The following is a 17,789-nucleotide window of genomic DNA, read 5'->3' on the forward strand; positions in this document are numbered from 1 at the left end:
GAATCAACCATCGGCTCGGAAGTGAGTGGCGACCCAATGACGGGTGCGTCCCCACAGTGACGTTGCCTCCACGTGAATCATGACATCGGTTGTCCAGTTGGATGGCGGGGCAAAGTCGAACGGTCGGTTGTCAGGATCCAGTGTGATGGTGACTTCGTAGGTCCCATCCTGTTCCGATGGACGCGTGCCCACCTGCGTGACGACGCCGTTCCAGGAAGCCCCATGCGGGAAAGATGTGACGGCAGTTTGTCCTTCTCGGACCCACTCAATTTGGGAGGCAGCGATGGGGACCGAGACGTTGTAAGCCGCGTCTGAAACGATCTGGCAAATCGGAGTTCCGCTGCTGATCCAGGCTCCCCGATTGATCGCTTCAGTTGGTTGCCCACTCCAATCGATTTGAGATCGTGATCGCTGCCACGGTGTGATCGGCTTGGGCGTGACCGTCACGATTCGGCCAGCATGTGACGCACGAATTTCTCGATGCTCGGACTCCTTCTGCACGGTTGCCAGTTCTTCGAGTTTGGCTTGCAGCGCGAATTCGATGGTTGGGATGTTGGTCGAAGGTTGCTGGTCTGCACGCGAACTGGCCCGGCCCATTCGAGTTCCTTGGAGCCTGGCTTTCAGTTCTGCAATCTCTCCCTCGAGGCGTTGGGTTTGGAATGCGGATCTCCAGTCAACCAGTTTTGCGACCCGTTCGTTGGCCTGGATTGGATGTCCCGCCTCAGCAACGGATTCCAGCCGACCCGCAGCCAAAGCAAAGACCTCGGTCTGATGGGCAGGCTGGATTTTCGCGGTGGCATTCAGACAATGAGGAAGCGGGGTGAAGAGCAACGCCAGCAGCACAGCGGCAACCACGCCAAACATCATTCGAGAGCGACCGCGAGCTGTCACAGGATCCACTTCGGATGGCGGACGGACAATGGAGGCGGTCCAGGTTTGCAACACGCGGTAGAGGATGATCGCAATGGCGACCAGCCCAACGGCGGTCGCACCGATCGATGCAAGAAAGTGAAGGACCAACCAACCGATGGTTCCGAAGACCAACAACCGATAGAGCGTGCTGGCAACCGCGAACGTGAGCATTCCGATTGAGTCGCGATCGTGCTGCATCGCGGTGGGGTGAGATTCGGATTCGTTGCGAATCGAGGAGGCACCCCAGAACCAAGACCGCAATCGCAATTGCAACGCTGCTCGTGAACGCGAAGCGAGGTTGGGAACGGAAACCGCGTCGGACAACAGGTAGTAGCCGTCGTACCGCATCAAGGGATTGCCGTTGAGGATCAAGGTGTTGACCGAGGTGACCATCAGGACAAACAGCAGGATGTTTTGAGGGAGCCCAGGCATCGAATGGGCCCAGGCAATCAGAGCGAGGGATCCCAGAGCACATTCCGTCAAAATTCCCGCGGCGGAGACGAGCATTCGCTTCCAAGGTTGCGGGATCAACCAAGCGTCACTGACGTCGCAGTACAAGCAAGGGATCCCGAACAGAAGCATCACTCCCAGTTCGTGGCAGTGACCGCCGAACCATTTGCAGGCGATCGCATGAGCCAATTCGTGGATCAACTTGATGCCCGAAATCACCACTGCCAAAACGATCCACGTGGAGGGGGATTGCAGCGTCAATGCGCTCTGCTGGACCGCAGGAACCAAGTGTTCCCAGTTTGCAAGCAGAGTGACGCCCGTGAGCACCGCCCATGCGGAGCCGGCCAGAACAACTGATTGGCGATGTTTCCGAACCAAGGCTCGAGCGCGTTGCACAGGGCGATCGAGCCAGCGATCGGGATCGACGAGGGGAACGCGGATTGCCAACGGGTTGCGAAACGCGCGTCGCCAAAAAGAGGCGTCTGGTTCGCGTCGCCGGGTGCCCCATTCACGTTGCGGGGTGCACAGCGAGTTGGTTGCCGATGCGGCGGTGATCCAAGCGTTGCGATGGGCTTGGTTCACAAAGGCCTCGAAATCCTCCTGCGAAAGTTCGGTGGGAGCGAGCAGACGCTGGCAGTGTAGGTGAGCTTGTTCGAAGGTTCGATGTCCATCCAGACTTTTTAGAATCGCGAATTCTTGCGCGTTGACCATCCACTGCGCCGAAGCGCGGTCGTTGGATCCACGCACGGACACCAGCGGGTCTCGGATGACCCACTGAAACGCTTTGCCGACACGAATCGCACGGCAAAACAGATCCGGTCGCAATCTCGGCTGGATGGCCGCGGAACTCATCGTGTTGTTCCGGAGTGGTTGGGTGGCAGCAACAGCCGGGCTGGCGAACCTGGCAGCACCTTCCCGTCGGTGTTGTCGATTTCGATCCAGAACCGCGTCTCTTGGGTCAGCGGATCCACTTCGGGGCTGATGAACTTCGCTTCGCCAGGGAGCAGGATCGTCTCGCCGGTGGCAAGTTCGATGCTCAACTTCGGTACGGATTCTTTGCGAAGCCAATCGATCCATTGGGCGGGCAGGTAGCCTTCGACTCGCAGTCGATCCAGACGCACCACTCGGGCGATGGCTTCGCCTGGTTGCACCCAGTCACCGACTCGGTGGGAAACCTCCACCACAATGCCATCGATTGGCGACTTCAATGAATGTTGGGCGACGTTCTCGGTCGCCAGTTCGAGTTGTTGCTGTTTCAGTTTCTTCTTCAAACGAACAACGTTCTCAGCCGCTTCCGCTTGTCGAACCGCGACCTCGGCCGAGCGGATTTTGGCTTGCAAAGCTGCCGCCGTGGCTTGGTCGACGGATTGTTCCAACCGAGCGTTCTCTTGTTCGAATCTGGCTTGTTGGGTTTCCAGGGTTCGTTGTTCGTAGGCGAGTTTGAATTGATCAATTTCGGATTGCGAAACGGCGTCGTTGAAATCCTTTTTCGCATTGACCGCGCGTGTCCATTCACTCTTGGCGACCGCTTCGGCTTTTTGTGCGGCCAGCACGCGGATGTCGTTTTCAGCCAGACGTTTCTGGATCGCTGCGCCGGCGTCGTGTTCCTTGGCCGCACTCTGTTGTTCTTCGAGGAAAGCGAGGGCGGCATCGAGGTCCAGGGTTTGTGCCACTTGGAATTCGATGATGGCGAGTTCTTGTTCGGCTGATTGTTGGCGCAGTTTGGCCGCCACATCCTCCAGGCTTGCCAGCAATCCGCCACGTTGCACCGCGTCACCCTCGGTCACCTGGATGTTGACCAACCGACCGGGAAGCGTGGCAACGACGGCACCTGATTGAGCCGGAGTGACAATCAAATCGCCAATCCAAGCGGGCTGAGATGATTCGTTGGTGTCAGCCGAATCCGCATCCTGGGCGAATCCCGAGAGCGTGACGACCAGCGAAAGTCCCGCTGCGATGAGTGCTCGATGCATTACCAAATCTCCCGAAGGGATTCGAAGAAGGGACGAAAGAGGACGTAGGCCAGACTGCGACGTCCCGCCTCGACGTCACCCACCACCGTGGAACCCATCGGTTGGTCGCCGACACCCTCGAGCATGCGGGGGACCGTGGCGATCACCTGGATGACAGGTTGTTGTTTCTCATTGGGATGCACCACGGATGCGACGCGTTGGATCTCGCCGGTCCAGGTGACATCGGGATGGGCTCGCAGACGCAAACGACAGGTCACCGGTTTGCTTTCGGATTCAGCCTGCAAAACATGTCCAATGTGTTGCTCGGATAGTTCCAGGTCAGCGATCATTCCGGCGGATGACTCCACCACGTCAAACAGCCACTGGCCTTGGAAGACGTCCCGCCCGACAAGGGATTCTTCCTCGTCCCAGCGGCGGACTTGGCCCGGGACCTCTGATCGGATCGACATCGATGCTTGCACGGACTGCAGCAGTTTCAGTTGCTTCTCATAGGATCGAATGCGTTCGCGAAGCACCATTTCATGGGTCGACGACTGCAGCCCGCTCGAGTTGGACGCGTTGGGAGCTGTGGTGCGTCCCGATCGATCGGAGCGGATGGTCCGGCGTCCCGCCAGCTCTGCTTTTGCGGTTGCCAGGTTGCCCGCGACCGTTTGGGTTTGAAGGTCCAGTTCGTCGCTTTGCAATTCGACCAGCAGGGTGTCTTGGGGGACCTCTTGTCCATCGACGACATGAACGGCGACCACGCGGGCCGCCGTCGGTGCAAACAGACGTTGTTGGTGGATCGGTTCGAGGCTGCCTTCCACGGGCAGTCGCAAGGGAACTTGGACCACCATCAGAATCAGCGCGACGGCAACGAAGATGGCCGCCCAAGCGAACCAGGGGAGCCGACGTTTGGGATGCCACGAGGAAGCGTGGATTTGATCGACGGTTTGTTGCAGTGCGGGAGCCAACGAGCCGCTGATGGATTGCCAGTCCGCACGCAGTTCGGCGGAGTCGACCGGTTGCGAAGATGAGTCAAAGGTTTCGAGTACCAGGAACGAGGTTGCCTCGGTGGCGTCGTGGGCTCGCAGTGGCAGGATCAGAATCGTCTGAGCACCCGAGGATTCGCGATATCGATCCAGTTGGTTCTGAAGAATCGTGTCGGAATCGGACTCGGTGGATTCGTGAATTTGCGAAAGGATGGCCTGCCAATCGCGAACGACGGGCGAGTCGACGTCGATCTCCGATTGCACGGACGAGCCAATCGGAACCCATTGTTGGGCTTGCCGAGCAAACCACAACGCTCGGTCGGCGCGTGTGTTGGCGACGATGCGATGACACAGTTGATACGGTGTCAATTCATCGGTCGACGCGTGAGTCGAAGGGGGAATGGAGGCGGTCATCGTTGCAATCCAGGGGCGGTTTCACGATTGAAACCGGTTCTCCAGTTTAACTAGCCGCTGCAAAGTCTCAGGTTCGATGTTGGGGGGCGCCCGGAAACAGCCGCCGCTGCAATTGATTGAGATTCACTCAATCTCGATGCACCGATCAGTCGAAGAATCCGAGTAGTGCGGGTTGCACCCATTTTGCTGCCTGCGCTCTCGTTCAAGTGACGCATCAAGAGGGAAATGTGACCAAACGTCGGCCCCATGCAGGTCGTTCGATGATTCGGTGGGCTTTGGCTCCCCGGGCTCGGCGGATGTTTTGCGCCGGTTGGTTGGTCATGGCAATGGCTCCAGGATTCAGCTCGTTGGGCTGCCGTGCTTCGCGAGCGTTGCCGGAAACGATTGGCAACCGCACCGCTCACGTCGATCAGATCATGGCTCGCGTGGACGCCGGGGCACCGCCGGAAACACTCGCGACACCAGTGATCGCGCCGCTGACATTGCGAGACCCCGAGGCATTGGCCAAAGCGGATTATCGTGATCTGACGCTGCAGCAGGCTCTCAATCAAGCGATGAGCAACAGCGAGGTCTTGCGTGACTTGAACGCGACGGTGCTGCGTGCACCTGAGACGGTCACGACCGACGAAAGTCCCGGACTGGTTCAAACGGATCCGCAACTGGGAATGGAAGCCGCACTCTCGGCGTTTGATGCTCAGCTCACCGCTGTCGGAACTTGGCAAAACAACGACCGTCGGTTCAACAACCGATTCTTTGGCGGTGGTGCCAACGCGTTCCAGCAAGACGTGCATGACTACGTGTTGCAGTTGTCCAAGCGAACGGCAACGGGTGCGGAGATCAGTCTGCGAAGCATTACCGATTACGACGCGAACAATGCGACGGGCAACCTGACGCCTAGTGCCTGGCAAACGCAATTGCACGCTGAATTGCGACAACCTTTGCTGCAGGGCGGTGGGTTGGCATTCAACCGAATCGCCGGACCGGCGGCGTTGCCGGGTGTGTACAACGGTGTTTTGATTGCGAAGACGAACAGCGACATTTCCAACGCTCAGTTTCGCGAAGATGCCCGCAACTACCTCAGCAATGTCGTCAACGCATACTGGGATTTGTACTTCGCCTACCGCGATGTCGACGCCAAGCAGGAAGCGGTCGCGCGCAGTTTAGAAACATGGCGGAGCTACGAGGCACAGAAGTCATCGAACCGACGCGGCGGATCCGCGGAAGCTTTGGCAAGAGAGCAGTACTACCGGTTTGTTTCCGAGTTGCAAGACGCGATCGCTGGCAAATTGGTGCAGCGAACTCAAACCAACAACTCCACTTCCGGCGGCACCTTCGCGGGCGTCACGGGAGTCCAAGCGGCGGAGCGTCGATTGCGTTTGTTGATTGGATTGCCGATCGCAGATGGGCAACTGCTGCGTCCTGTTGATGAGCCCTTGTCGGCTCCGTTGATCTTTGACTCTCAATCGTTGGCGGTCGACGCGTTGCGAATGCGGAGCGAGTTGCAGCAACAGCGGTTGCTGGTCAAACGTCGTGAGTTGGAAGTCATCGCGGCGAAGAACTTTCAGCTGCCAACCTTGGACCTCGTCACCACCTATCGGCTGCGTGGTCTCGGCAAGGATTTGGCGGGTGGCGATTCCGCGTTCAACGAGCTTGGGACTGGCGACTATCAAGAGTACGAGGCGGGAGTCGAATTCCGAATGCCGGTTGGTTTCCGGCAAGCACACGCGGCGGTGCAGCACGCCAAGATTCAGGTGGCGCGTGAACGGGCGGTGTTGCGAGAGCAAGAGCGTCAGATCACCCATGACTTGATGGCCGTGATCGCAGAGACGGAGCGGGCATACGCCCAGATGGAAACCAACCTGAATCGCTACCTGGCCTCGAAGGATGCACTGGATGCTCTGGAGGCCAATCGCAAGGCGGGTTTGCCGATCAGTTTGGAGCAACTGCTCGACGCCCAGCGACGGCTCAACGAGTCACAGACTCGTTATCACTTGGCGATGACCGAGTACATGATCGCGGCGAAGAACGTGTACTTCGAGTCGGGCTCATTGCTGGAAAACTGCCACGTCGGAATCATCGGCGACACGGTCAAAGCGATGCCGGTTGCTTCCGAGTAGCCGTCTGGTGGCTGTCAGTTGAGCGGAAGATCTTCGACCTCTCGGGACATCGATTTGATTGCTGGTGTTTTTTGGGTTTCAAGATTCTTTGTTCCCCGGCTCTGCCTGGGAACACACTGTCTTGGAGGCTCCGCCTCCCGATTGTGTCTCAGCAGGCGGAGCCTGTAGTGCATTGCGTTCCCAGGCAGAGCCTGGGAACGAGACAAGGCCTCGTTTATAGAATCGATGTCCTCCGGGGACATGGATCAGCTCGCGTGCATGACCCTGGAGGGGTCAAAGAATCTCAGCCCGGACCGGGTCAGACTTTTTGCATTGAGAGGATGCGTTCGTGGCCGGCGAGGTCTTTGATCAGGTGGATCTCTTGGTAGCCACCGTTTTGCTCGGCCAGCGTCTTGCAGGCACCCGCGATCATGGGGCTGAGCTCGATGATCAGTTGACCGCCATCATTCAGACGCTGGACGGAATCGGTGAGCAACCGGGCGATGATTTCGGTTCCATCGGGACCGGACAGCAACGCGCCGCGAGGTTCGAATTCGCGGACGGTGGTTGGCAGTTCGTCGTACTCGGACTGGCTGATGTAAGGCGGGTTGCTGCAGATCACGTCGAAGGTTTGGTCGGGTTCCAGCCCATCGAACAGATCGCTTTGCAACAGCGTGACGCGATCGGAGAGTTTCAGGTTCTCGACGTTCCACTTGGCGATGTCGAGCGCGGTCAGGCTGATGTCGACGGCGGTGACTTGCGTCTTTGGCAGTGACTTGGCGATGGCGACCGCGATGGCTCCGCTGCCCGTTCCGATGTCCAGCACCGTGGGGTTGGGGCGGTCGGACAGGCGACCTTTGATTTGGTCGATGGCTTCGATGACCAAGTGCTCGGTTTCGGGCCGGGGCACCAACACGTTTTCGTCGACGCGAATGGAGATCGAGTAGAACTCGCGGTAGCCAACCAGTTGGGCGACGGGGGCGCCTTCACCGCGTCGTCGGACGAGTTCCCGGAAGGCGACGCGTTGTTCTTCTTCAGGGACTTTGTCGAACGCGGTGTAGAGTTCGATGCGTTGGCAACCGCGCGCGTGAGCGAGCAGGATTTCTGCGTCCAATCGCGGCGACTCGCTGCCCTTTTTTCGAAAGAAGTCGGTCGTCCATTCCAACAGACGCATGACCGTCCAGGGGGTGTCGTTGCTGGTTTCAGCCATAGAGTTCAGTCAATCATGTCGCCGCGGAGTTGATCGCGGTCGTATTCGATCAACGCTTCGGTGACAGGATGAAGATCGCCCGCGATGATTTGATCGAGTTTGTAAATCGTGAGGTTGATGCGGTGATCGGTCAACCGATTTTGAGGGAAGTTGTAGGTTCGGATGCGTTGGCTTCGGTCGCCGGAACCGATCAGGCCTTTGCGAGCCTCGGCTTGTTTGGCCGCTTCTTCTTCCCGCTTCTTTTCGTAGATGCGAGCCTTCAAAACCCGAAGGGCTTTGGCCAAGTTCTTGTGCTGGCTCTTTTCGTCTTGGCACTGCACGACGATGCCGGATTCGTGGTGCGTCAGACGCACGGCGGAATCGGTTTTGTTGACGTGTTGTCCACCAGGGCCGGAGGCACCGAAGAAGTCTTTGCGGTAGTCGTCTGATTTCAGATCGATTTCCACGTCTTCGGGTTCGGGCATCACCGCGACGGTGGCGGCGGAGGTGTGCACACGGCCTTGGGTTTCCGTTTCGGGGACGCGTTGGACGCGGTGCCCGCCGGATTCGTACTGCAAGTCACGGAAGACGTTGTCGCCTTCGAGAGTCAGGGTGATGTCTTTGAAGCCACCCATTTCCGTCGGGCTGGCGTCCATCACCTCGGTTTTCCAGCCCACCTTTTCGGCGTAGCGGGTGTACATTTCGAACAGATCGCGAGCGAAGAGCGCGGCTTCATCGCCACCGGTGCCGGCGCGGATTTCCATCACGCACCGTGTGCGGTGAGAGTCTTCACCACCAACGGTCAGCGACAGCAGGTCTTCCCAGATGGTTTCTCGCTCCTTGCGAAGCGTGTCCATCTCGGATTCTGCCATTTCACGTTCTTCAGAATCCTCGGCATCCGCCACCATCGCCACGCACTGATGGATTTCATCCGTCAGGCGTTTGAATGATCGATACTGATTGGCCAACCGGTTCAGCCCGCCGTGTTCCCGTGCCGTCGCGCTCATGCGAGCGCCGTCTGACAGGACTTCCGGGTCGGACATGTCGCCTTCGAGTTTCTCGAAGCGAGCCAGTTTTTCCTCGAGGATATCGCGGATGGATCCGCTCATTTGGTGGCTTTCTTACCCTTCTTTTGCAGTGATCCGTAGGTGCCAGCAGCAAATTTCTTCTGGAACTTGTCGATCCGACCAGCGGTGTCAACGTATTTCAGTTTGCCGGTGTAGAACGGGTGGCACTCGCTGCAAATGTCGATTTTCAGCTCGGGACGCGTGCTGCGGGTGGTGAAAGTGTTGCCGCAACCGCAGGTGACGGACGTTTCTTGGTAGTTGGGGTGAATGCCGTCTTGCATGACGTTCAAACTCGAGCCAATGAGGGTGTTACGACGGTGGATTTCGACAGAACCGTCGGTCAAGTGAATTCGCTGTCGGTCGAATCCCAGATGTTACGTTAAACCAGGTGGTTTGTTCAAGGGCGAGGCTCCCAAACACGGGACAAATCCCCTGCTCGCAGGCGGATGAGTCGAATTTGCCGTTGATCGAGGGGGGTGTGTTTTGAGTGTTTTTGTCCCCGGAGGGTTTGTTAATGCGAGTCGATCGCATTAGAGTCCCTCCTTCGCTTTCAAAAAGCTAGCCAGCCATTGAAAAACGCGTCGATGTCCAGCAATCCGAGTTCTTTCGAGAGCGAATCGTCTCGAAAGTTTGGAACTCGGGTTCGTGAGCACTCGTTGGATTGCTCCTTCATCGGTCGTGACTTCTCGCCAGCCATGCTTGTTCTTCAACGAAAACCTGTTTTCGGGACAATCGCATGCGCTCGTTCGCACCTTCGGAACTTTCTGGCTTGAATTCGTCTGACTCTGCCTCGCGATCGCGAGCGGGGTTCACTCTGGTGGAACTGTTGGTGGTGATCGCCATCATCGGCGTGTTGGTGGGGCTGTTGTTGCCCGCCGTCCAAGCGGCACGGGAAGCCGCTCGTCGGATGAGTTGTGGCAACAATCTGAAGCAAGTTTCCCTGGCCATTCACAACTACGAGTCAGCCTACAGGAAGCTGCCGCCAGCTTGGACCAATCCCGGGCAAGGATCGGGATGGTCGATGCAGGCTCGGATTCTTCCGTTCCTCGAAGAATCGGCCTTGTCGGAAGGAGTCGATTTCAGTCGTGATTACGGTGCGTCCTACCTGACGATCGATGGCGTTCAGGTTCCGACGTCCTCGTTCCGGGTCGCTGCTTATCAATGTCCCAGTGATCCGCGAGATGACCCCCGCCACGGATCATCCGGTCCTCAGTACTACAAATTGAACTACGGGACCAACGAAGGGGTTTGGTTTGTGCTGGATGAAGCCACAGGTGCGGTGGGTGACGGAATGTTTGTTCCTGGCCGCTACCTTGGTTTTCGCGATTGTTTGGATGGGACCAGCAACACGATGGCACTGGCCGAAGTCAAGGGTTGGACGCCTTATGCTCGCGACGCCAAGCAAACCGGAACGTTGACGATGCCGGTCAACACGGACGAGATCTGTGCGCTCGGCGGTGACTTCAAAACCGAGACCGGGCACACGGAATGGATTGATGGCCGTGCCCACCAGGCGAGTGTCACGACCGTCTTTTCACCCAACAAGAAGGTTCTCTGTGAAATCTCGGGGGTCGAGTACGACATCGACTTCACCAACATGCGTGAGGGCAAGTCGCCACCAGCAGGGGTTCGTACCTACGCGGCAGTCACCTCGCGAAGTTACCACCCGGGTGGCGTGCACGTGTCGTTGCTGGATGGCTCGGTTCGCTTCATCACCGATTCGGTTGAACTTGAGCTTTGGCAATCGATGTCAACACGCGCCGGGCACGAAGTGATTCAGCTCCCGTGATCAGGTTGGGATTGCGCATCGACGAGTCCAGCGTTTCAGGGCGGAATCTGGACCGGTAACTGTTCGCAAGGGAAGAACGAGCGGGGGCCTTGACTGCGGGCCGCCGTGTGCGCGCCTCTGGCACTTGGAAGCAGGATATCATAGGAGCGTCACACGATTTTAAATTACCTTTGAGGGAGACGTTTGAGAGCGACTGGAATGAATGGTTGTCGGATTCGTCCAATCCTTCTGGATGGGACCGGAATAGTGTTCTGACCTGCACCATAAGGTGTGCCGGAACAGCTTGCCTCGATGAATCGACCGATTCGTTTGGTGCAAGGAGTTTGGTCTTGGGACAGATTTGATCCGAGGTGGTGGGTTTCGCCTGCCGATGCGTGATCGAGTGCTAGGGTTGAGCGGACAACTGGAAAAATGCCTGACCGGTTCGTCACGAGTGTGCCCTGCGACTTTTCGCCGAGCACACGATGGTCTCGAAGGACCACGGCAACCAAATCAGGCCAGCGACTCAAGGAGCGATCTCTACATGCTGATGCGACAACCGTGCCCCGATCTTCAGTTCGCCTACTCCCCTCCTTTCGGAGCGACGCTCACGGAGAAGGGAGTGCAGTTTTCGGTCTTCAGCCGTTCCGCAACCGAAATGCGGTTGTTGCTGTACAACAAGGTGACCGATCGCGAACCGGCTCAAGTCATCGACTTCGATCGGGAAACCGATCGTTGGGGGGATGTCTGGAGCTTGCACGTGCCGGGCCTCGAAGCCGGCCAACTTTATCACTTCCAAGCCAGCGGACCCTGGGAACCTGAAAACGGTCACCGGTTCGATTCCACGGCTCGGTTGATCGACCCCTACGCTCAAGCCTTGGCGGGAACCTACCAAAAGCAAACCGATGGCGTTGTGCGTCCACCGAAATGCGTGGTCGTCGATGGCACGTTTGACTGGGAAGGCGATCGTCACGTTCGGCGTGACGTCAGCGAATCCATCATTTACGAAATGCACGTTCGTGGATTCACCAAGAGCAAGACTGCCAAGGTCAAGGCTCCTGGGAGCTACCTGGGTGTGATCGAGAAGATCCCGTATCTGAAATCGTTGGGTGTCACCTCGGTGGAGTTGATGCCTGTGCATGAATTCCCCATCCGGGACCCACAGGGCAAGAAAATTTCGCGGCCGAACTATTGGGGCTATGACCCCATGGCGTTCTTCGCGCCACACCGTGGATACGCGCATGACTCAGCGCCCGGTGCTCAGGTCAACGAGTTCAAGCAAATGGTCAAAGCCCTGCACTCCGCGGGGATCGAAGTCATTCTGGACGTGGTCTTCAACCACACCTGTGAAGGCAACGAGCAAGGACCCACGCTGTCGTTCAAGGGACTTGAGAACCAAGTCTATTACATCCTTTCGGAAGGCCAGCACTACTGCAACTACAGCGGTTGTGGCAACACGATCAACGGCAACCACCCTGTTGTTCGCGAGATGATTTTTCATTGCTTGCGACACTGGGTGCACAACTATCACATCGATGGTTTCCGATTTGACCTGGCCAGCATCTTGAGTCGCGACCGGAGCGGGAACTTGATTCCCAACCCACCGATGGTGGAACTGATTGCGGAAGATCCCATGTTGGCGGACACGAAGATCATCGCAGAAGCCTGGGATGCAGCCGGTGCCTATCAGGTCGGTAGCTTTGGCAATCACCGCTGGGCTGAATGGAACGGTCGATATCGCGACGACGTGCGAGGTTTCTGGCGTGGCGATGCGGGAACGCTCGGTCCAATGGCAACTCGTTTGGCCGGTAGCAGCGATCTGTACCAGCACGCGGGGCGTCCGCCGTCTTGCAGTGTGAACTTGGTGACCACGCACGATGGTTTCACCATGAACGATTTGGTTTCGTACAAAGACAAGCACAACGAAGCCAACGGCGAAGACAACAACGACGGCGACAACCACAACATCAGTGACAACTATGGGGTGGAAGGTCCAACACGCAAAAAGGCGATCGCCACGATTCGCAGTCAGCAAGTTCGCAACATGTTGGCGACTTTGTTGACCAGCCAAGGCGTGCCGATGATCGTCAGCGGCGATGAAGCTCGTCGAACGCAGAAGGGCAACAACAACGCCTATTGCCAAGACACGGACATTTCATGGTTCGATTGGCGATTGGTTGAAAAGAACGCCGACCTGGTTCGGTTCGTCAGTGCCTTGATTGAGTTCCGTAAGAACCAACCCACCATTCGTCGCCGGGAATACCTGACCGGGCAACCGGTGGATGGTCGGAAGGTGCCGGACGTGTCGTGGTACGGGCCATCGGGGGATCCACTGAATTGGGATCAGGGCGAGTTGGCGATGGCGGCGTACATCGCTGCTCCGAGCCGAATCGATGACCCAGAAGGTTTGGGACGCGATGTGATCTTGATGTTCAACAGCACGGGAGATCACCTTGATTTCCACTTCCCAGCGATTGCTCGCGGGACGCAGTGGAATTTGTTTGTCGACACGGCGGCACCATCGCCGGACGATGTCTATCCAAATGTCGATGGGCCGATGCCTCCGAACAACCGGATTGTGGAAGTCGGACGCCACTCGATGCGGATCTACGTTTGCAACGCGGAACCGAAGTAGTCTGGTCACAGACGTGAATTGAAATTTGAATCCGCCTTCCTCGTTGCTTCGTCAGGAAGGTGGATCGCACGGTCGCCAGTCGGCCGCTCTTCTCTGGCAATCTATTCAACAGCTTCTCAACGATCCGCGGCGGGAGAAAACCCGTCGCGGATCGCTTCGTTTGTGGCCTTTCGGCTATGATCGAGGCATGCAGCCATTGATACTTTTGACGAACTTTGCCAAGGCGACTTTCACGCGGCAGACGGCGTTCAACCGTCGCTGGGGTGTTTGGTGCTTGGCGCTGTTGTGTCTTTGTTGCTGGATCGGCTGCAAACCATCCACACCGGCCAATCCGGTCGTTCCGAAGGGGGAACCCAGGTCCGTCGTCAACGAACCGTTGAGCCTACGAGAACAGATTGCTCAGCAGGTTCGAGATGGTCGACCAGCGGAAGCGATCAAGTTGTTGGATGAGTTGATTGCAACCAAACCAGCCGACGAAATCGCACTCGCATCGCAGGCTGCCAGCCTGGCTTTTGAAGCTGGCGATGCGAGCGAAGCGATGAGGCGGCTACGGGAGTGGATCCAGGCTCATCCTCAGAACGTCGAGTTGCGACGAGACTACGCCGGTTTGCTGGCTCAGCGCGGATACCGCTTTGATGCCAACGAGCAATATCGATTGCTAGCGGGACGTGTTGTTTTGAGTCCTCCTGAATTGATTGGGTTGATCTACCCGCATCGGCCTCAGGTCAATTTTGAATCCAAGCCGGACATTGCTGACCGAGACGCGGTGGCTCGCAAAGGAGTGTTGAGCGTTGTCGCCGCGCTTCGCAGTCGTGGCGATTTGCAGGAAGCCATCGATGTGTTGACGACCAGTGACGAAGTCAAACGCAATGATCCCGCCGCCGTCGCGATGCTCGGTTGGTTGTATGCCTCGGCTCAGCAAGAATCCCGTTGGATTGATTGGGCGATTGTGACGGACGCCAAACGGCTTCGTCGTTATCCGGCCTTTTGGTTGTCATGGGGCACCGCCATGCGCGATCGAGTGCTCTCATCGCAAACGGACCTGAAGCAAGCAGATCTCCGCCGCCGAAACGACTTTGCCGCTCGTTGTTTCTTAGAAGCGATTCGTCGCGAACCGCACAGCCAAGTCGCATGGGACAGCCTGTCTGCCACATTGGAAGTTTTGGACGCTGAGTCGAAGGCAGGATCCGCGAGTGAAGGTTCGCTCGAGGATTCTCGCGAACGTCTCAGCGAGCGACTGCTGCAATTGGACGAGACTCAGTGGCTCGCCAATCAACTTTGGAATGCACAATCCAATCCGCTGTCTGCAGAGGAGCAAGCGGAGATGTTCGACCGTTTGGCGGACATGCTTTGGAAGCAAGGTTGTCTCGGGGAATCGCTGGGGTGGAAAACGCTTTTGGCGTCCATGCATCCGATCAAGGATTGGAGCACGCTCAGGCGAACAACGCAGGAAACGTTCACGAAACATCCCCAAGGGATCGACGAGCGAGTTTTGCTGGTGGGATTGGAGCCCAAGCAGTTTGCGGATCAAAGTTCCGTGTGGATGGAAGCACTCGCCAGGCGATCACGCGGCGAAACTCCGGCCGACAAAGCACCGCCAACCAGCATCGAATCGACCCAGGCTCGTTTAGTGAACGTGGCGTCGGAGGTAGGCATCCATTTTCAATGGTTCAATGCGATCGCTCCAGTCGAGTCGGAATTTCGACTGCATGAGCCACTGGGTGGCGGGGTGGCTTGTTTGGATTTCGATGCGGATGGACGAATTGACTTTTACTTCAACCAAGCCGCCGGGGAGGCAACCACGCATTCGGGTGTGAAGCCCAATGCCCTGTATCGTCAATTGGATGGAAAGTTTACCGACGTCGTGATGGCGTCGATGAGCGATGATCGCGGGTACGGGCATGGGGTGACCGCCGGCGATTGGAACCAGGATGGATGGCCGGATCTGTTGTTGGCGAACTTTGGCGAAAACGTTTTGTTGATCAACCAAGCCGATGGGACGTTTCAAAAACGGCTTGTCTCCGACTTGGATGGAACCGCTTCGGCGGCACCCAATGCGTTCACTCTGTCGGCCGCCATCGCAGATGTGACAGGCGATCATTTGCCGGACCTGATCTCAATTCAATACATCGATGATCCCGAGGTGTTGAAGCCGATTGAGAGGAAACCTGATGGTTCGCCGGTGAAGCTGCCAGGGCCTCTGCACTTTCAGCCCGCTTTCAGTGAGGTGTTGGTTTCCGATGGGAAAGGGGCGGGGGAGTCTTTGCCGCTGAGCGACCAAGACCATGGTCCCAGCACGGGGATGGGATTGATGGTCGCGGACTTGGATGCCCAGCCGGGGAATGAGATCTTTGTTTCCAACGATCAGCGGGCCAATCACTTTTGGTTCCGCACTCATGGCGAAGAAGGAATGACGGCATGGTCAAACCAAGCAGCCATTCGGGGTGTCGCGGTGGGTCCGGGAGGCGATCTGAACGCCTGCATGGGAATCGCGATGGCGGACTTCAACCGCGATCAGAAATTGGATTTGCACGTCAGCAATTTCTACGACGAATGGGCCAACCACTTTTGCCAAACGAACGCTGGGATGTTTGTCGATCGCGCGGTCGTGTTTGGTGTGGATCGGTTGACGTCTCGCATGACGGGGTTTGGAGTGCAGGCGTTGGATTACGACAACAATGGCTGGGATGATTTGTTGGTCGCCAACGGGCACGTGGAAGACCTGAAGGACCGCGGAACACCGTTTCAGATGAAGACGCAGTTGTTGGTCAACCGCGGCCAGCGATTGGAGGCCGCTGAAATGGACGATCCGAAAGGCGACTGGGAACGAGCACGCCTGGGCCGCGGCGTGGCAACGTGCGACTTCAATCGTGACGGCCGGTTGGATGCCGTGGTCACTTATGTGGACGCCGCCGCGGAACTGCTTCGAAACGAAACCGAGTCGGTTGGCAACTTCCTGCAACTACGGCTGATCGGCACCCAATCCGAACGTGATGCCATCGGGGCTCGCGTCGAAGTGAAAACGGGGGAGGAAGTTTGGGTTGGGATGGTCGCTGCGGGTGACGGCTACGCCTGTCGCAATGAAGCGATCCTGCATTTTGGGTTAGGCGACGTTGCCACGCTGGATTCGATCACCGTGCGATGGCCAACCGGGGAGGTCCAGCGTTGGGAGGCGAACGAGAGCAAGCCCATCGATGTCAATCAACGTATCGGCATCGTTGAGGGATTTGCGGGGCCGTTCGAAGATCGGTGAGAGAGAACTCACTGGCTTCGATTTCGCTCGTTGAGCTGAGCTGGAAGCCAAGGCCACGGGGTCAGGCACTCATTTTGCTGCGGCTTGTTCGGCCGCAAAAGCCCGCAGGGGTTTGGGCAGCGGGAATTGAACGTCTTCTTCTCGAACGACTTGCGTGTCCACGATGGCGTCGAAGTGTTTTTGCAACCATTGGATCGTGGATTGAACCACCGATTCGGGGGCGCTTGCGCCGGCAGTGATCAGCACATTGTCTTCCTCGGAAAACTGATCCACGGCGAGATCTTGTGGGCCGTCGACCAGCATCGCACGTTTGCCTTGTTCCGCCGCCAGTTCACGCAGTCGTTGGCTGTTGCTGCTGTTTTGGCTGCCGAGGACGACGACCACGTTGGCATCTTCCCGCAGCAGCTTGACGGCTTCCTGTCGGTTCTGGGTCGCGTAGCAGATGTCGTCTTTGGGGGGCGAGTGAATCTCTGGGAAACGTTCGCGAAGACGGCGGATGACTCGGCCGGCATCATCGACTGACAGAGTGGTTTGGGTGAGGTAGGCCAGTTGGGTGCCCGGTTCGAATTCCAAGCGATCGACATCGGCTTCGTCCTCGACCAACACGATCGCTTCGGGAGCTTCGCCCATGGTGCCGAGCACTTCATCGTGGCCTTCGTGCCCGATCAAGATGATGGTGTAACCCGCCTTGGCATACTTGATCGCTTCCAGGTGAACCTTGGTGACCAAGGGGCAGGTCGCATCGAGTGCGTGCAGCTTGCGAGCTTGAGCGGCCTTGCGAATTTCGGGCGAAACACCGTGAGCGGAGAACAGCAGCACGCCACCTTCCGGGACTTCTTCGATGGTATCGACGAAGACGGCTCCTTTTTCAAGGAAAGTCTTGACCACGAACTGGTTGTGGACGATCTCGTGGTAGACATAGACCGGTGGGCCGAATTTCTGCAGCGTCAGATCCAGTGAATCAATTGCCATGTTGACTCCAGCGCAGAAGCCTCGGGGAGCCGCCAAAATGATTTTCATGGGAGTTGGATTTCTGAGTTTGCTGGGGGGCGTCAGCCATTGGA

At 57.6% G+C, this 17,789-nt stretch carries 11 protein-coding genes; 4 read left to right on the forward strand and 7 right to left on the reverse strand.

Features of this window, described 5'->3' with window-relative positions; genetic code table 11:
- Window positions 1–3 precede the first annotated feature (3 nt).
- The 3 genes from PSR62_RS05050 to PSR62_RS05060 are packed head-to-tail and all read right to left on the reverse strand — an operon-like array spanning window position 4 to window position 4,717.
- Window positions 4–2,214, reverse strand: a complete 2,211-nt coding sequence (locus tag PSR62_RS05050; protein WP_274406724.1) for an HlyD family efflux transporter periplasmic adaptor subunit — start codon at window positions 2,212–2,214, stop codon at window positions 4–6.
- A complete protein-coding gene (locus PSR62_RS05055) occupies window positions 2,211–3,335 on the reverse strand; it encodes an efflux RND transporter periplasmic adaptor subunit (protein WP_274406725.1) in 1,125 nt (374 codons plus the stop codon). The genes PSR62_RS05050 and PSR62_RS05055 overlap by 4 nt, the downstream gene beginning before the upstream one ends.
- On the reverse strand, window positions 3,335–4,717 hold the full coding sequence (locus PSR62_RS05060) for an HlyD family efflux transporter periplasmic adaptor subunit (protein ID WP_274406726.1): 1,383 nt from the start codon (window positions 4,715–4,717) through the stop codon (window positions 3,335–3,337). The genes PSR62_RS05055 and PSR62_RS05060 overlap by 1 nt, the downstream gene beginning before the upstream one ends.
- Before the next feature lie 260 nt (window positions 4,718–4,977).
- On the opposite strand from PSR62_RS05060, the gene PSR62_RS05065 reads away from it, so the two are divergent.
- A complete protein-coding gene (locus PSR62_RS05065; RefSeq protein WP_274406727.1) occupies window positions 4,978–6,834 on the forward strand; it encodes a TolC family protein in 1,857 nt (618 codons plus the stop codon).
- Between the two features lie 298 nt (window positions 6,835–7,132).
- Here the strand turns inward: PSR62_RS05065 and prmC are convergent, their stop codons facing one another.
- The 3 genes from prmC to rpmE are packed head-to-tail and all read right to left on the reverse strand — an operon-like array spanning window position 7,133 to window position 9,350.
- Entirely contained in the window at window positions 7,133–8,023 is an 891-nt protein-coding gene (gene prmC, locus PSR62_RS05070) for a peptide chain release factor N(5)-glutamine methyltransferase (RefSeq protein WP_274406728.1), read from the reverse strand.
- A 5-nt stretch (window positions 8,024–8,028) separates the two neighbouring features.
- Window positions 8,029–9,111 carry a peptide chain release factor 1 gene (prfA, locus tag PSR62_RS05075; RefSeq protein WP_274406729.1) on the reverse strand — a complete coding sequence of 361 codons (1,083 nt, stop codon included), beginning with the start codon at window positions 9,109–9,111 and terminating at the stop codon, window positions 8,029–8,031.
- The gene (gene rpmE, locus PSR62_RS05080) at window positions 9,108–9,350 is read right to left on the reverse strand and encodes a 50S ribosomal protein L31 (protein WP_047812309.1); all 243 of its coding nucleotides are present in this window, start codon (window positions 9,348–9,350) and stop codon (window positions 9,108–9,110) included. The genes prfA and rpmE overlap by 4 nt, the downstream gene beginning before the upstream one ends.
- Before the next feature lie 455 nt (window positions 9,351–9,805).
- On the opposite strand from rpmE, the gene PSR62_RS05085 reads away from it, so the two are divergent.
- The 3 genes from PSR62_RS05085 (at window position 9,806) to PSR62_RS05095 (ending at window position 16,725) form a co-directional block, all read left to right on the forward strand.
- A complete protein-coding gene (locus PSR62_RS05085; RefSeq protein WP_274406730.1) occupies window positions 9,806–10,858 on the forward strand; it encodes a DUF1559 domain-containing protein in 1,053 nt (350 codons plus the stop codon).
- A gap of 523 nt (window positions 10,859–11,381) precedes the next feature.
- Window positions 11,382–13,472 (forward strand): glycogen debranching protein GlgX, encoded by a 2,091-nt coding sequence (gene glgX, locus PSR62_RS05090; protein ID WP_274406731.1) that lies wholly within the window; start codon window positions 11,382–11,384, stop codon window positions 13,470–13,472.
- 187 nt (window positions 13,473–13,659) lie between these two features.
- On the forward strand, window positions 13,660–16,725 hold the full coding sequence (locus tag PSR62_RS05095) for an FG-GAP-like repeat-containing protein (RefSeq protein WP_274406732.1): 3,066 nt from the start codon (window positions 13,660–13,662) through the stop codon (window positions 16,723–16,725).
- 69 nt (window positions 16,726–16,794) lie between these two features.
- On the opposite strand, the gene ispH is transcribed toward PSR62_RS05095, so the two are convergent.
- Window positions 16,795–17,745, reverse strand: coding sequence for a 4-hydroxy-3-methylbut-2-enyl diphosphate reductase (ispH, locus tag PSR62_RS05100; protein WP_274406733.1), 951 nt, complete (start codon window positions 17,743–17,745; stop codon window positions 16,795–16,797).
- Between the last annotated feature and the right edge of the window lie 44 nt (window positions 17,746–17,789).

Source organism: Rhodopirellula sp. P2 (genome assembly GCF_028768465.1).
In the GTDB taxonomy this organism is placed as follows: domain Bacteria; phylum Planctomycetota; class Planctomycetia; order Pirellulales; family Pirellulaceae; genus Rhodopirellula.

What these genes read in the sequence shown, in the direction of transcription:
- PSR62_RS05065 (WP_274406727.1), top strand. Translation starts at nt 4,978, where the DNA reads ATGATTCGGTGGGCTTTGGCTCCCCGGGCTCGGCGGATGTTTTGCGCC.
- prfA (WP_274406729.1), bottom strand. Translation starts at nt 9,111, where the DNA reads ATGAGCGGATCCATCCGCGATATCCTCGAGGAAAAACTGGCTCGCTTC.
- PSR62_RS05060 (WP_274406726.1), bottom strand. Translation starts at nt 4,717, where the DNA reads ATGACCGCCTCCATTCCCCCTTCGACTCACGCGTCGACCGATGAATTG.
- ispH (WP_274406733.1), bottom strand. Translation starts at nt 17,745, where the DNA reads ATGAAAATCATTTTGGCGGCTCCCCGAGGCTTCTGCGCTGGAGTCAAC.
- glgX (WP_274406731.1), top strand. Translation starts at nt 11,382, where the DNA reads ATGCTGATGCGACAACCGTGCCCCGATCTTCAGTTCGCCTACTCCCCT.
- PSR62_RS05055 (WP_274406725.1), bottom strand. Translation starts at nt 3,335, where the DNA reads ATGCATCGAGCACTCATCGCAGCGGGACTTTCGCTGGTCGTCACGCTC.
- PSR62_RS05085 (WP_274406730.1), top strand. Translation starts at nt 9,806, where the DNA reads ATGCGCTCGTTCGCACCTTCGGAACTTTCTGGCTTGAATTCGTCTGAC.
- PSR62_RS05050 (WP_274406724.1), bottom strand. Translation starts at nt 2,214, where the DNA reads ATGAGTTCCGCGGCCATCCAGCCGAGATTGCGACCGGATCTGTTTTGC.
- prmC (WP_274406728.1), bottom strand. Translation starts at nt 8,023, where the DNA reads ATGGCTGAAACCAGCAACGACACCCCCTGGACGGTCATGCGTCTGTTG.
- rpmE (WP_047812309.1), bottom strand. Translation starts at nt 9,350, where the DNA reads ATGCAAGACGGCATTCACCCCAACTACCAAGAAACGTCCGTCACCTGC.
- PSR62_RS05095 (WP_274406732.1), top strand. Translation starts at nt 13,660, where the DNA reads ATGCAGCCATTGATACTTTTGACGAACTTTGCCAAGGCGACTTTCACG.